This window comes from Candidatus Neomarinimicrobiota bacterium, from assembly GCA_016784545.1.
Taxonomy (GTDB): Bacteria; Fidelibacterota; UBA8477; order UBA8477; family JABMPR01; genus JABMPR01.
On the sequence record JADHUM010000007.1, the window covers coordinates 49843 to 65583 of the forward strand.

Genomic DNA, 15741 nt, shown 5'->3' on the forward strand with positions numbered 1-15741 from the left:
TTTTAAATGGGTTTTAGATATCATGGACGGAACTCAAAAATTTTGACGAAGTCGTCACTCAGGAGGAGAACAGGATGAGCGATCGGTTAGAAGAAATCAAAGATTCTTTAAGGATGGTTCCTCTATTCTCTGATCTAAACGACAAAGTGTTAACACATCTGGCCGAGGTCTGCCAGGAGAAAACCTACGACAAAGATCAGCATATACTCCATCAGGAGCAGTCCGGTGACAACTTTTTTGTAATTGAGACCGGTTCTGTAAAGGTTACTCGTCTGGCTGAAGATGGACGTGAAGCGGTTCTGGCCTTCCTGCGCGAGGGAGATTTCTTTGGGGAGCTGGCGATTCTGGACGGTGAAACAAGATCAGCAAATGTGATAACATTAACTGAATGCAAAATCCAAACCATCAATCGTCGCGAATTTTTAGATCTTCTGGAACATCACCCGTCAGTTGCTACCGCCCTGCTCATGGAATTGGCCTTGCGTCTTCGAAAAACTGACATGCACCTGGAATATCTGACACTTAGTGATGCAGAGGGTAAGATTGCATCTATACTCATCGGTTTGGCTGAAGAAAACGGAACCTATAAAATGGGAGACGTCACCCTTGGGAACATGCCCATGCAGCAGGATATTGCCAACATGGCTGGAACCACACGCGAAACGGTTTCACGTATGATGAAAAAATTAGAAGAGAAGCACTGGCTTACTCGTGATGGACAAAAGGTGATTATCCGTAAATACAGTAAGTTCAAGGAAATTTATCAGCTCAAATTCTGATCTTACTTCCCATGAAAATTGATCTAAACGGAATATTAGATTCCAAGCGCCTGGCCATTTCCCGGGCGCTTTCATATGTAGAAAATGCCGATAATCTGGACATGGCTATAACAGATGCTTTATTCAACCATCTGGGTCGTGCTTATCGTATCGGCGTTACTGGACCCCCGGGGGCCGGGAAAAGCTCACTGGTCGATCGCATCATTACTTATTGGCGAAACCTGGACAAACGTATTGCTGTAATATCAGTTGATCCCACCAGTCCCTTTACTGGAGGTGCCATCCTGGGAGATAGAGTTCGTATGGGGCGTCACTATGCTGACAAAGGGGTTTTTATCAGGTCCATGGCCACGCGAGGCAGTCATGGCGGGTTGGCTCTCAGGGCCCAGGATGCTGCTGATATTTTCGATGCCGCGGGTTATGATGTTATTGTTTATGAGACAGTTGGAGTGGGTCAGGTGGAGTTGGATGTTGCCAAAGCGGCTGATACCACACTGGTTGTTCTCGTTCCAGAATCTGGAGATGATATTCAGGCCATGAAGGCGGGGCTCATGGAGATCGCAGATCTATTTATTATTAATAAAGCAGATAGACAGGGGGCCAATCAGGCTTTTGCACAGATACAATCCATGCTGGAAATGAGACATCCTGAAAAAGGGTTGTGGCCGCCCCAGGTCATCAAAACCAGTGCGCTCAAGGATGAAGGTATTTCAGCTTTGACAGACGCTCTGGCAGAACATCGCGAATTTTTAGATGAGCACGGTATCATTCGTCAGAATTTCAGGGACAGAATCCGATTTAAGATCAAATCTCATATTGATGAAAATGTCCTCCACAGATTTTGGACCCAGGAGAGAAGGATGCTATTGGATCAAGCAATGACTACTGAAAATGTCATGAGCATCTTGCCTGGAAAGATTGTGGATTCTCTATTGAAGGATGAAGCGAAGTAAAAGTGTAGTCGGATCAGATACCAAATGCCAGTTTGCCATTCAATACCTATTCATCAACTTTAACATCCCAGTCTTGAAATAAGCCATCCTGGTTAAGGGAGCGGTGAAATTCCATAACAGTACCCCGGTGAACACCGATAAGATAGATGTAACCACCACCCTGGTAGTAATAGGAGTTTTCTGTGAAATTATTGCCATCCAACTCACCCGGTTGGATGTTATGCCAATCCTGGGTCATAATTTGACCTAGGTCTTCAGTAGGGTATACACCCCACTCACCATAATAGGCTCGAACTTCGTTGCGTATTGAACCCAATGCAGCCTCGCCTTCAGCTCTAACGGCTTTTTCAATACCACCCCGGTATATGGGAACTGCGACAGCTGCGAGGACACCAATGATCAGGATGACTATCATAAGCTCCACCAGACTAAATCCAGCAATGGATGTATTTCGAGATACAATTGTATCCGGATAAGGTGGTTGATTCTTATGTGTGTAGCGACGATTCATAATTAGCTAATAAAATAAGTCAGGCCATAGGGTAATTCAAATTCAATAATTCCAAATATTAATAGCAAAAGAATTCTCATTTCAAACTGAAAAAGGCAGTAAAGTTCACTCCGCATGGGAAAACTGCTGGGAGCACAGAATTGTTAGCATCTTCCGTCAATTGAGGTTTTTCTCACCTCTAATCCTTTTATCTTAATCGACTATGTCAAAAGTAAGCAATTCTGAAATGCCCCTGTTGGATCATCTGGAAGAGATGAGGTGGAGAGTAATTAAAGCCTTCAGCAGTATCCTCCTATTTGCCATCATTGGTTTCATTTTTTCCAACCAACTCATATACATTTTGAGCATTCCCATTGAACAAACTGAACCCAAGCTGGAGTTGTTGAATACAACCATCCTCGGCGTTTTCCTGGCTAAGATGCGTGTGGCAGTTGTCCTGGGTATTGTATTTTCTCTCCCCGTTATTATTCACCAGATTTGGAAGTTTATTGCACCGGGGCTTCTGGATGACGAGCGGTCATTTGCACCCATGCTCATTATCACCACCATCCTGAGCTTTGTTGTGGGTGGACTATTCTCATATTTTGTCATGATACCCTGGTCGCTGAAGTTTTTTGCAGTATTGAATTACGGCCTCGAAGGCCTGGTTAACTATGTAACCATCACCGACTATCTCAACTATATCACCATTCTAATTTTGTTTACAGGCATGGCCTTTGAACTTCCTGTCATTGTATTTATCCTGGCCAAGATCGGTATTGTGACTCCCAATATTTTGAGAAAAATTCGTCGCTTTGCATATCTCGGCATACTCATGGTTTCAGCTATTTTTACACCTGCTGATCCTTTTACCATGGTAGGGGTAGCCATGCCCATGATTCTCCTCTACGAAATCAGTATTTTTGTAGCCAAACTTGTGAAGCAAAAAAAGCAGGAAAAATCCGAGATGGAAGAAGTGGAATCTGAGGGAATAAATAAAGAGGACGAGTTGCTTGAAGATTTCCTTGGATGATCTCCTGCGGCCTATTCAGGCTGAGTTGAATAGTTTTCAGCATTATTTTGAGAATTCTCTCAAATCTCATGTTTTTCTAATTAATCAGGTCATGAAATATGTCATCGCCCAAAAGGGAAAAAAAATGCGCCCCATGCTTTTGTTGCTTTCAGCCAGGCTGAGCGGGGAATGCACAGAACAGACCTATTCTGCCGCCACGCTGGTAGAGGTATTGCATACTGCAACCCTGGTCCACGATGATGTTGTGGATGAAGCTGAAACCAGACGGGGTCTTCCCAGCATCAATTCAATCTGGCGTAATAAGATCAGCGTGCTCATTGGTGATTATCTCTTTTCAAAAGCTTTGGTAAAAATGGTCGCTCTAAAACATCCTGAGATGCTTGAGCTTCTGGCAAATACGGCTGACAAATTGGTGACAGGTGAAATTGACCAGATCGACCGTGCTCGCTCTGACACCATGACAGAGGAAGCTTATTATGCCATGATTGAGGATAAAACTGCTTCCCTCCTGGCAACGGGATGTAAACTGGGTGCTATGACCACATCAAGTGACCAGAAGGTCTGGGATGCCCTCTATGAATATGGCAGAAACTTTGGTATTGCCTTTCAAATCAAAGACGATTTATTCGATTTTGAAGGTCGAGCTTCATCTGTGGGAAAACCCATTGGTCTGGATGTTAAACACAACATGGTAACCTTACCCTTGATACATGCGTTGCAGCAGTGCAACAAACAGGAACAACGTGAATTCAAACGGTTGATCAAAAAGGGTGGTGACAAAGTCATCCAGCAAAATGTCCTGGAGTTCATTAATCGCTTTGGGGGACTGGAATACACCAAACAAAAACTTCAGGACTATTCTGACAAGGCCAAAGCCACGCTAAGCGGTTTCCCTGATTCACCTGTCAAACACTCTATGATTCAGTTTATCGATTTCAATATTCAACGAGAGAAATAAACCCATGAAGTGCCACATTAAGGTCAATAATCTGGCACTCACGTATCGCTGGAAATCATTTCAAAAACCTATATTTAAGGATTTGAATCTATGTATTCCTGCAGGTGCATTCGTCACGCTATTTGGTTCGAATGGCAGTGGCAAAAGCAGCCTGGTTAAGCTCATTCTTGGATTGGAAACACCACAATCAGGTGTGATACTCATCAATGACGAAAGGGTTAGGTTTGGATATCCCGATGGCCTGAAGCAGAATCAAATTTCCTATTTATCCCAACAGATAGAGGACCTTTTTTTCTCAGAAACGGTGGCTGAAGAACTGCAATATCAGGGGGATCGCCGTGCCGATCCACAGTTCCAAGATATTATCCAATCCCTGGGTTTGGAAACACTCATGGATAGAAGCGTGGAAAGTCTATCTGGCGGAGAAATGCAATCCCTGGCTCTGGCTCAGTTCATGACCCAAGATGCACCCCTGTTAATACTGGACGAGCCCAGCTCGTATCTGGATCGAGGGAAGGCAGCACTGCTTAAGGCTTTCCTGGTAAAAACCCATCTATCTGGAAAAACAATTTTGCATGTCACTCAATTTTCCTCGGAGCTCGAGTGGGGAACCCATGCCATCGATTTAGATAAAACCAATGTGGACCTGGTTGCCTTATGAGCCTTTCAATTCCAGCATTGAGCAAGAAATATAAAGACAATCAGACCTTTGAGTTGGATTCTCATAAATTCACGCTGGGTGGTGATGGATATGTATGCCTGATAGGAAACAATGGATCTGGAAAAAGCACCTTCGGAGAAACTCTGGCTGAGGTATCTGCTGATGCTCCTGGAGAAAAGTGGTATTATTTACCCCAGCATCTTGACCGTTTCCTATTCGCCGAAAACGTAAGCGAACAGCTGAGCGCTTTACTCTCTCAGGAAATAAACCGGCCAAAATTGATCCGTCTTATTGAAGAGCTTGGATTTTCCCATGGAGAAGGAATGCTTGATTTTCCATTTCTGCTCATGAGTGGGGGAGAACGCCGTCGCATGGCATTGGTTTGCGTATTTTATCTCGAACCGGTCCGTTTGATCCTTGACGAACCAGAGATTGGTGTGATGGCAAAAGAAAACATGGTGCTTCTATCAAAATTACATAATTTGACAGCCAAGAATGCGAGGGTTATCGTCATCTCGCATAATGCTGATTTTGTAAGAGAATCATCGGATATCATCTGTCTGATGAATGGCAAAATTGCCAGAGTGGGCAGTACTCAGGATCTGATGTTTGACCCCCTCTTTAAATTAGATGAATATGGAGTCAGGTTTAGTCAATAAATGGTAAATTATGCATCCATGAAAAAGTTTTTTACCGCTGCCAATGTGACCTCAGTGGCCAGGGCTTTTATGGTCTTTCCTCTTGTGTATTTGTTGAATACATGGGAAGGAGGAATTGCAGAGTTTCCCATGTGGGCCGTATTCTGGATCATTATGGCCATGTTCTCAGATTATCTGGATGGCTGGTTTGCACGTTCCTACCACGAAGTGAGTCGCTTTGGGAAATTCCTTGATCCAATGGCAGACAAGATTGTTGTTTTTGGTGTGCTCTTCTTTGCAAAACCAATCTCTCAGGCAATCCCAGGCTGGTTTGTGGCTTTTATCGTGCTTAGAGAGCTATTAATATTTGGTTTGGGATATTATGTTAGCAAGGATTCAAGGCGTGAAATGCAAGCCAATCGTACAGGCAAATGGTCCATATTCCTCACCAGTATCACCTTCATCCTCATGATATTTGACCTCTATCCATGGGCTGAATATTTACTATATCTTACTGTTCTCATTGGATCCATCTCCTTGGTGTTATATCTGAAACGTTATTACCATCTTTATCAGGTTGATGTTAAGAATCCCTCGTAACGCCTCGACCATAATTATTAAGTAAAGTGTTAACATATGATCTTTTCGTCTGCATTTAATCGACTTAAACAAGGCTTAAGCCGTTCACGTACACAGTTTGGCAACCGTCTCAGTAAATTATTTACGGGATCAGTTCCACTCACTGATGAATTAATCGAGGAAATCGAAGAAATTCTTATCTCAGCGGATATTGGTGTTGAACTTTCCATAGACATTATCGAAGACTTGCGGAAAAATTTCCCCCTCAACCAGGTTGTTGAAATGAATTCAGTGGTAGAATTTCTTAAATCTGATCTCATGCGTCGTATGGAGGCTGATCCAACACCTGTTGAAGTGACTGAAACTCCGCATGTCATTCTGGTTGTGGGTGTAAATGGTACTGGAAAAACCACCTCCATTGGGAAATTGGCTTACCACTACACCAAACAGGGTAAAAGCGTCCTGCTGGTAGCTGGAGATACCTTTCGTGCAGCAGCGATTGAGCAATTGGAAGTATGGTCTGAACGAAGTGGTGCAGAACTGACCAAAAAAGAAGCCGCAGATCCAAGCTCTGTGGTCTATGATGCGCTTCAAAGTGCGCGTCAGCGGGGAATAGATGTGGTTCTCATTGATACAGCTGGACGTTTGCACACTCAGAAGAACCTGATGATAGAGCTGGATAAAATCCAACGTGTCGTGAAAAAAGTGATTCCCTCCGCTCCCCACGAAACCTTATTGGTCATAGATGCAACCACAGGTCAGAACGGGCTCATTCAAGCTCGCCAGTTTTCAGAGGTCACACCAGTAGACCATCTGTTTCTCACTAAATTAGATGGAACAGCCAAGGGCGGCATAGCCATTGCCATCCATCATAACCTTGATATCCCCGTGAAGTATATTGGAATTGGCGAACAGCGTGAAGACATCCAGGATTTCGATGCAGCGAGTTATGTGCAGGCATTATTTGAGGTAGGTTCCTACCCCACGACTTAAGTCGTGGGGTACAACGACCGGAAGATGCTAAAATAGATTATGTATGATTGCCTCAATACAAAATAAAAAAGTCCACATCATCAGTCTTGGTTGCGTAAAGAATACTGTTGATAGTGAGATTATTGCCGGTGGTTTGGAATCTGCTGGAATACAACTGGTTGATGAACCTGAGGATGCCAGTACCATTATTATAAACACCTGTGGTTTTATTGGAGACGCCAAGCAAGAATCGGTGGAAGTCATCCTTGAAGCGGCTCAGTTGAAAACCGATGGTCAACTTAAAGAGTTACTTGTAGCAGGCTGTCTATCAGCGCGTTACAAGAAACAGCTCACCCAGGAAATGCCTGAAGTTGACAAGTTTTTTGTTACTGAAGATTTTAGAAACATATTTGAATATATCGCTGCCAAACCCCATCTGGCAGATGACCCTGATCATCGAAGAAAGCTGCTGACTCCCCGCCATTATGCCTATCTCAAGATCAGTGAGGGCTGCGATAATGTATGCAGTTTCTGTGCAATACCCTTGATGCGGGGCAAACAACGAAGTCGAGAAGTAGATTCTCTTATTAAAGAGGCAAGCTCATTGGTGGCTCGGGGTGTGAAGGAAATGATGGTGATTGGTCAGGACACAACCACTTACGGCTGGGACCTAAAACCCAAACGTTATCTCCACGAACTTTTGTCAGAATTGGATGAGGTTGAAGGTCTGGAATGGATCCGTTTGCACTATGCCCACCCTTCCCATTTTTCCAGGAAGCTGATTCCCATCTTCAAGAATGCGAGGCGGATACTGCCTTATCTCGATATTCCTGTACAACATGCATCTACCAGTATGCTCACTGCAATGAAGCGTGGTCTGGATGCTGATGGTCTGAGAAGATTACTGCTTGAACTCCGACGGGAAATCCCTCGGCTTAAATTGAGAACCTCAGTAATTGTGGGTTTCCCTGGTGAAACAGATGAAGATTTTGATACGCTGCTGAACTTCCTGGAAGAAATCCAATTTGATCGGTTAGGCGTGTTCACCTATTCCGAAGAAGAAGACACCAGTGGGGCCGATCTGGAAGATGATGTTCCTGAAGAGGTCAAAATAGCTCGCATGGATGCCGTCATGGATTTGCAGCATAGTATTGCTTTCAGTAATAATCAGGCGTTGATCGGCACAGAACTGGATATCATCATCGATAGTCCTGATCCAGATAACGAAGAGCAAATGCTGGGTCGCACCATCTGGGATGCCCCTGAGATAGACCAGCAGGTAATTGTTTCAGGTGTTTATGAGTCCGGAAGTATTGTCAAATTGAAAATAGATGATGCCGGCGCTTATGAGTTATATGCATCAGGACCAGGCAGTACCTTCATTCCACTGGGCAATATCACCTAAATACTTCTCTCGGCTAATGATTGCCAGACTTCTTGCTGGCATAAGCATGTGGAAATGCTTATATCTTAGCATCTTTCAACTCATAATCAGGATACGATATGACCGATAAAAAATCCAAAGTAATATATTTAATAGATGGTTCAGCCCTCGTTTATAGATCTCATTTTGCCTTCATTAGAAATCCCCTGATCAACTCCAAGGGGCAATTGGTGAGTGCCATTTTTGGTTTTATGAATGCCCTGCTGCGACTCATGACCCGTGAGAATCCAGAATATCTGGCGGTTATCATGGATACCAAGGAGAAGACCTTTAGACATAAGCAGTATCCAGATTACAAAGCGACTCGTGAAAAGATGCCTGATGAATTGGCAGCTCAGTTGCCTGTGATCGATGATATCGTCACCAAACTAAATATACCTTACGTCAAGCGTGAAGGTTTTGAAGCTGATGACATTATTGGAACCCTTTCGAAACTTGGAGCTGAACAGGGCTTTGAAGTAAAAGTTCTATCTGGAGATAAAGACTTTGCCCAATTGGTCAATGACAAGGTTCAAATCGTAAATCCCAAGGACAATCAGGTCTGGACATCCGCCTACGTTGAAGAAAAGTGGGGAGTCCCGCCAGAAAAAATCATCGATTTATTGGGACTTATGGGAGATGCCTCTGATAATGTGCCCGGTGTCCCTGGTGTAGGCCCCAAAACAGCCGTTAAGCTGATTCAGGAACATGGGACCATGCTGGAGCTCTATGAGAAACTGGATGATGTAAAAAATCCAAAATTGAAGCTCAAGCTGGAGGAGAACAAGGAAAAGGCATTGTTATCTCGTGAATTGGTTACCATAAAAACCGATATGGAAGATATGCCCACCTGGGAAGAGATTCGTATCGAATCCATGAATATTGATGCAGCCCGTAGTGTTTTTCAAGAATTTGAACTGTTCAACCTCATGAAGCCTCTTGATGATGTACGGGCACTTTACGCATCAGGTGATGCACCTGCTCGTGAGGAGCGATCACGCAATTATACTGTGGTAAAACACATTCCAGAGCTTATTGAACTGGTGGAAATCCTCAAGAGCAAAAAAATGGTCGCCTTCGATCTGGAAACCACCAGTCTGGATGTCCTCACCACAGAGATTGTTGGATTATCCTTTGCCTGGGAAGCCAATAGCGCCGTGTACATAGCCGTAAAATATCCCAATCCGCCTGATGGATGCTTTACTGCTGAGGATATTGATATCGTCCTGAGAGAGCTAAAACCATTCTGGGACTCTGAGTCTATCAAAAAGACGGGTCACAATCTCAAATTTGATTTATCTGTCCTGAAAAGCTATGGAATTCAAGTAGCCGGTGTTGGTTTTGATTCACAAATCGCAGGGTATCTGGTGAATCCAGGTGGACGTGGTTATGGAATGAATGACCTCAGTGTCCAGCATTTGGGTATAGATCCCATTCATATTGAAGAATTGATAGGGAAGGGTAAAGACCAGATTACCATGGATCTGGTAACCCTGGATGTCATTAGTGAATATGCAGCTGAGGATGCTGATATATCCTACCAGCTCTACGAGATCCTTTCTGAAAAAATTGAGACGGATAAACTCACTTCAGTTCTCAATGACATAGATTTGCCCCTGATTCCAGTCCTCATGGATATGGAACGTGAGGGGACCTTTGTGGATGCAAAAATTCTGAATGAAATGTCAGTGAGCCTGAGGCAGGAACTTGTCCGCCTGGAAAAAGCCATCTTCCAAGAAGCCGGTGAAGAGTTTAATGTGGCCTCTCCGCGTCAAGTGGCTGAGATACTCTTTGAGAAAAAAGGCATCAAACCCATTCGCAAGACCAAGACAGGCTATTCCACTGATGTGAATGTCCTGCAAATATTGGCCAAGGAACATGCCATTCCCCGTTATATGCTGGATTACCGGCAAGTTGCCAAACTCAAATCCACCTATACAGACACTTTGCCATTGTTGATTCATGAGAAAACAGGTCGAATTCATTCCAATTTTAACCAGACTATTGCTGCCACGGGTCGCTTGAGTTCCACCAATCCAAATTTTCAGAACATACCGGTTCGAACTGAATTGGGTAGGGACATCCGCAAGGCTTTTAGACCACAGTCCAGTGGGTGGAAAATTATAGCCGCTGATTATTCACAGATAGAACTCAGGTTGATGGCCCAGTACTCCAAGGATGAGCGCCTCATTCAGGCCTTCAAGAATGGTGAAGATATTCATACTGCCACAGCAGCTCATGTTTTTGGAACCAACCTCTTTGGTGTCTCAGATGATCAACGTCGTCGCGCCAAGGTGGTGAATTTTGGAATTATGTATGGGGCTGGTCCGTTTCGCATGTCCAACGAACTGGAAATAAGCAGGGGAGAAGCGGCTGAATTGATCACCAATTACTTCAATACCTATCCAGGTATTCGAAATTATCTGGATGAGACCATCGAATTTGCCCGTGAAAATAAGTTCGTCCAGACCCTCTTTGGTAGAAGGCGTCCCGTCCCGGATATTGATGCTTCAAATCGAATGAGCAGAGAAGGAGCAGAACGCATCGCCACAAATATGCCCATTCAGGGAACTGCTGCCGACATCATCAAATTGGCCATGATCCAGGTCCATAAGCGGATTAAAGCAGAGGGATTGAAGACCAAGATGATCCTTCAGGTGCATGATGAGCTGGTGTTTGAAGTTCCAGAGGATGAAATTGAAGCGCTAACTCCCCTGGCTAGAGAGACCATGGAGCGAACTGTTGATCTGGATATTCCTCTTACAGTTGATATTGGAATAGGTGACAATTGGTTGGAAGCTCACTAGCCTCCACGGGAAAAAAATCTCCAAATTTCCCTGATTTACGAGTTAATAAATATTCCGAATTAACTAACCCGCGTTATATTTTGGGCACATGCTATTTGTTTTATCAGTTTGGTGATTCATTAAATGGTCCTGTTTCAGGATTGTTTAATTGAAATATGTTGCACGCTGTCGCACAGGTCAAAATGACTGGTTTGGTTTTCAGGGGGCAATAAATAATAGAAATGATTTATATGAGACGTTCTGTTGATGGAGGATCTGTCATGAAGAAATTGATCATAATCACTCTTGCTGCAAGTATGCTGGTACAGGTTGGTTTTGCTCAGAATAAATTGGGTCAAACAGGGGCACAATTCTTAAGCGTTGGCTCAGATGCCTGGGGCGGTGGGATGGCAGAAGCCATGACCATCATTGAGATGAGAAGCGCCTCCTTGCTTTTCAACCCAGCTGGTATGGCACGCATGGATGCCACCATAGACATTATGGCCAGTCAGAATCAATGGATCGGCGATATCACCCACAATTTATTTACGGTGGCCTTCAATCCTGCTGATGGGAAGTATGGTGTCATCGGAGCCTCTCTCATGACAGTCGACTACGGTGAGATGCAGGGAACCATGGTTTGGGGGAACGATAAGGGCTATATCGATACTGAGATGCTTAGACCCAGTGCCTATGCTGCTGGTGTTGGTTATGCCACTGCCCTCAGTGATAAATTCGCAGTGGGAGGTCAGATAAAATATATTGGCTTAAATTATGCAAGAAGTGTCTACCCTGACGAATATGGCAATGCTGATACTGTTAAAAACCATATTGCTTTCGCAAACGCTTTTGATGTAGGTACCATTTTTAAAACGGGTTGGCATAGCCTGGCATTCGGTATGTCAGTTCGCAATTTCTCCGATGAAATAAAAATGGAGAAAGAGAGTTTCCAATTGCCCCTGACCTTCTCATTAGGGATTGGTATGGATGTGTTTGATCTGTTTCGTGAAAGTATGGGAAATCAGCAGCTTCAGGTGGCTGTTGATGCTCTGCACTATCGTTCACATCCGGAGCAACTGAAAATCGGCCTCGAATATAAACCGGTCAGTCTCCTTGCCCTGCGGACGGGATTCTATACAAGTGAAGATGAGAATACAGATAGTTTTGATCAGAATGACCTGACCTTTGGGGTGGGAATTCAACAATTCGGATTGGTATTTGACTATGCTTACACACCAAAAGGCGTGTGGAACGAAGTGCATCGTGTCTCAGCACGATTTTCATTCTGAGATCTGGGGAGGATAAGCACATGACTTTTACAAAAAATATTTTAAGAGCCGTTATTCTTCTTGGTGCCCTGAACCTGGTATTCGGTGGACAAACGGGAAAAATTTCTGGAACCATTCGTGACAATCAAAACGGTGAACCCATGGTTGGTGTCAACATTGTCATTGATCAACTTGGTGTGGGTGCAACTACAGACATGCGTGGTCAATACTATATCTTGAATATCCCACCAGGAAACTACACCCTGCGCTTTATGATGATCGGCTATGCACCCATTATCAATGAAGAAGTCGGAGTGGCAATGGATCAGACCACAATCATCAATCATGACATGACATTCAAAGTGCTTGGTGTAGAGGAAGTCCGCGTCACAGCCACCCGACCCGTTGTTGTGAAAGATTTATCAGCCAGTCAAATGTATATAAAAGAAGAAGCCATTTCTGAAATTCCAATTGATAATGTGGCCAGCCTGGTTGGTCTACAGGCAGGAGCCGAAGGCGTTTCCATACGCGGTGGCGGCAGTTCACAAACTGCTTTTATTGTGGATGGGTTTCAGCTGAATGATGGACGTTCAAATATGCCGACCCTGGCACTATCCCTGAGTTCAGTGAAAGAAGTCCAGGTACAATCCGGTGGTTTTAATGCAGAATATGGAAATATTCGCTCTGGAATCATTAATGTGATTACTGCCGAAGGTAGCCAAACCGGAATGACAGGATCATTTTCATATTATTATTCGCCTCCTGCTCCCAAAAACTTTGGAATTTCTCCCTATGATGCTACTTCGTACTATTTGAGGCCATATCTTGACGATGCTGTGGCCTGGATGGGGACCACTGGTGAGAATTATGAAGATTTAAACTCCAACCAGGAGTATGATCCCAATGAACCTTTTGAAGATTTCAATGGCGATGGGGAATGGACAGGTTGGGACAGCTATACAAGGGCTCAATATGCAGATTTTGAAGGGTGGAATGCCCGCTCTTTGATCACCCTCCAGGATGATGATCCCACCAATGATCTGACCCCTGCTGCAGCTCAGCGGGAATTCCTGTGGAAGCACCGCAGAGAAGGATTTATTACTGATCCTGATTACACCCTTGATTTTGGTTTTGGTGGAGGTGTTCCCGGGATGGAATCCCTTGGAAATACGAGATTTTACCTCAGTCATCGCAGCGAAAGGACAGGTTTTGTTGTACCTCTCGTGCGGGATGCCTATTCATCAAATACAACCAGGTTGAAATTGAATTCTGACATTTCTAAAAACATGAAGCTGACCTCAACCTTTGCCTACTCAGAAGATCGATCGGCGAGTACCTATAGCTGGACGACGACACCAACTGGGGCCATGGTTAGCTCAGTCTATAGCGTGGCCAGTCTGGTGAAGGGTGGGAGTAACATACTCTTCATGCCGGCTTATTATAGCCCGGCAGATATCTACCGCACGAATGTTGGTTTTAAACTCAACCATATGCTGGACGAGAGCAGTTTCTATGAAGTGGTCTATCAATATTTAAGAAATAAGTATTCAACTTTTGGTACTGAGGCGCGAAGTGACAGCCTGTATGAGATTTCTCCCGGGGTATGGCGAGATGAGGCTCCCTACGGCTATGACGGTGGGGAGTGGATGAATTTGGGCCGAGATAACAGTCTTATTCAGAATCATTCAATTAAAATCGATTACACACGTCAGGTGAATGATAAAAATCAGATAAAAACTGGTTTCGCCTTCAATTATGCTGATTTGCAGATACGTTCATCTACGGAAAGTGATAAAGATACCTGGACCCGAGATCAGATTTATGATCGACCTCCCTTTAGTATGGCTCTATATGTCCAGGACAAACTCGAGTATGAAGGATTTATAGCAAATGTAGGTCTACGAGCTGAGTTAAATAATCCCAATGCTCCCATTTATAAATTGGATATATATGATCCGACCTTTGGTCAGGGGTATGGGGCTGATCTGGAGGAAACTGCTGAAACAGAAGATGCCAAGAGTATCTGGACGCTCAGCCCTCGTCTGGGTGTCTCACATCCCATTACGGATCACTCCAAACTCTACTTTAACTATGGTCATTTTCATTCTGAACCTGCCTCATCCTATAGATTCCGTTTGCAGAGAGAATCCAATGGACAGGTAACTTCAATCGGGAATCCAAATCTAGAGATGGAACGAACCATTGCCTATGAACTTGGTTATTCCCACAGTATCTATGAGAAATATCTCCTAAATGTTGCTACCTACTACAAGGATGTATCCAAACAACCTGGATGGATCACTTATACGAATGTAGGCGGTTCGGTTAACTACATCATACCTGAGAATAACAATTATGCTGATATCAGAGGTATGGAATTCACTCTATCCAAGCTGGAGGGAAGATGGTTAACAGGTTTTATTAATTACACATATATGGTGCAAACATCAGGTTACTTTGGTTTACGCCATTATTATCAGGATCCTATTGAGCAGCGGGATTATAACAATATCAATCCAGTTGAATCAAGATCTGTACCCACTCCTTTTGCACGTATGAATCTGGTACTGCATACTCCCAAAAAATACGGACCATCCCTGGGTGGTTTCAGACCACTGGAGGACTGGGGACTGACCTTCCTGACCAGTTTTCGGGCGGGATCTACCTGGAATTGGACAGAAAATAATCGTACACGCTCTCGTCCCTGGGTGGATACCTATAGCATCAGTAGTCGGTTATCTAGAACCTTTAAGTCAGATATGGGAGATCTTGAATTTTTTATGGATATCTCTAATCTCTTGAATTCAAAATGGCTGAGCTATGCTGGTTTTGCAGGAAGCAGAGACTGGGAAGCCTATCGCGCTTCACTTCATCTCCCATGGGAAGAAGGTACTGAGCACGGGAATGATGAGTTAGGTGTATATAGATCATGGGATACTGAATACCGACCCATTTTTGCTGTTGACAGTATCGGAATTGTCCAGGGAGCACCACAATCCCACGAGATATATTGGGACGAGAGCAATGATACTTACAGAAAATGGAATGATAGCACAAATGATTGGGATGATACACCTATCAGCCAGTCAGACATTGACAAATTGATTGAAGACAAGGCCTATATTGATATGCCTAATATCCGGTCCATGAGTTTTCTTAATCCTCGCCAGTTCACTATTGGCGTAAGAATTAAGTTTTGAG

Annotated in this window: 13 protein-coding genes; 12 read left to right on the forward strand and 1 reads right to left on the reverse strand. The window is 44.0% G+C overall.

All coding sequences use genetic code 11. The features are described 5' to 3' along the window. The first annotated feature begins 74 nt into the window (after positions 1 to 74). Together ISR87_02955 and meaB are read left to right on the forward strand one after the other, a co-directional pair. A complete protein-coding gene (locus ISR87_02955) occupies positions 75 to 779 on the forward strand; it encodes a Crp/Fnr family transcriptional regulator (GenBank protein ID MBL7024387.1) in 705 nt (234 codons plus the stop codon). A gap of 11 nt (positions 780 to 790) precedes the next feature. Continuing rightward, positions 791 to 1732: a methylmalonyl Co-A mutase-associated GTPase MeaB gene (gene meaB / locus ISR87_02960; protein ID MBL7024388.1), complete on the forward strand. Its 942-nt coding sequence runs from the start codon at positions 791 to 793 to the stop codon at positions 1730 to 1732. Between the two features lie 46 nt (positions 1733 to 1778). Here the strand turns inward: meaB and ISR87_02965 are convergent, their stop codons facing one another. After that, on the reverse strand, positions 1779 to 2243 hold the full coding sequence (locus tag ISR87_02965) for a prepilin-type N-terminal cleavage/methylation domain-containing protein (GenBank protein ID MBL7024389.1): 465 nt from the start codon (positions 2241 to 2243) through the stop codon (positions 1779 to 1781). Positions 2244 to 2445: 202 nt separating this feature from the next. Between ISR87_02965 and tatC the strand changes: the two genes are divergently transcribed. The 10 genes from tatC (at position 2446) to ISR87_03015 (ending at position 15740) form a co-directional block, all read left to right on the forward strand. After that, positions 2446 to 3255 carry a twin-arginine translocase subunit TatC gene (gene tatC / locus ISR87_02970; GenBank protein MBL7024390.1) on the forward strand — a complete coding sequence of 270 codons (810 nt, stop codon included), beginning with the start codon at positions 2446 to 2448 and terminating at the stop codon, positions 3253 to 3255. Then, positions 3236 to 4213: a polyprenyl synthetase family protein gene (locus ISR87_02975; protein MBL7024391.1), complete on the forward strand. Its 978-nt coding sequence runs from the start codon at positions 3236 to 3238 to the stop codon at positions 4211 to 4213. Before tatC ends, ISR87_02975 begins: the two co-directional genes overlap by 20 nt. A gap of 4 nt (positions 4214 to 4217) precedes the next feature. After that, a complete protein-coding gene (locus ISR87_02980) occupies positions 4218 to 4874 on the forward strand; it encodes an ABC transporter ATP-binding protein (protein MBL7024392.1) in 657 nt (218 codons plus the stop codon). After that, positions 4871 to 5533 carry an ATP-binding cassette domain-containing protein gene (locus ISR87_02985; protein ID MBL7024393.1) on the forward strand — a complete coding sequence of 221 codons (663 nt, stop codon included), beginning with the start codon at positions 4871 to 4873 and terminating at the stop codon, positions 5531 to 5533. Before ISR87_02980 ends, ISR87_02985 begins: the two co-directional genes overlap by 4 nt. 18 nt (positions 5534 to 5551) lie before the next feature. Beyond that, a complete protein-coding gene (locus ISR87_02990; GenBank protein ID MBL7024394.1) occupies positions 5552 to 6112 on the forward strand; it encodes a CDP-alcohol phosphatidyltransferase family protein in 561 nt (186 codons plus the stop codon). A gap of 36 nt (positions 6113 to 6148) precedes the next feature. Continuing rightward, positions 6149 to 7084: a signal recognition particle-docking protein FtsY gene (ftsY, locus tag ISR87_02995; protein ID MBL7024395.1), complete on the forward strand. Its 936-nt coding sequence runs from the start codon at positions 6149 to 6151 to the stop codon at positions 7082 to 7084. 43 nt (positions 7085 to 7127) lie between these two features. After that, positions 7128 to 8468, forward strand: coding sequence for a 30S ribosomal protein S12 methylthiotransferase RimO (gene rimO, locus ISR87_03000; protein MBL7024396.1), 1341 nt, complete (start codon positions 7128 to 7130; stop codon positions 8466 to 8468). A gap of 98 nt (positions 8469 to 8566) precedes the next feature. Beyond that, positions 8567 to 11293: a DNA polymerase I gene (polA, locus tag ISR87_03005; protein MBL7024397.1), complete on the forward strand. Its 2727-nt coding sequence runs from the start codon at positions 8567 to 8569 to the stop codon at positions 11291 to 11293. Positions 11294 to 11553: 260 nt separating this feature from the next. Then, positions 11554 to 12561, forward strand: coding sequence for a PorV/PorQ family protein (locus tag ISR87_03010; protein ID MBL7024398.1), 1008 nt, complete (start codon positions 11554 to 11556; stop codon positions 12559 to 12561). Positions 12562 to 12581: 20 nt separating this feature from the next. Then, positions 12582 to 15740, forward strand: a complete 3159-nt coding sequence (locus ISR87_03015) for a TonB-dependent receptor (protein ID MBL7024399.1) — start codon at positions 12582 to 12584, stop codon at positions 15738 to 15740. The last annotated feature ends 1 nt before the right edge of the window (position 15741 follow it).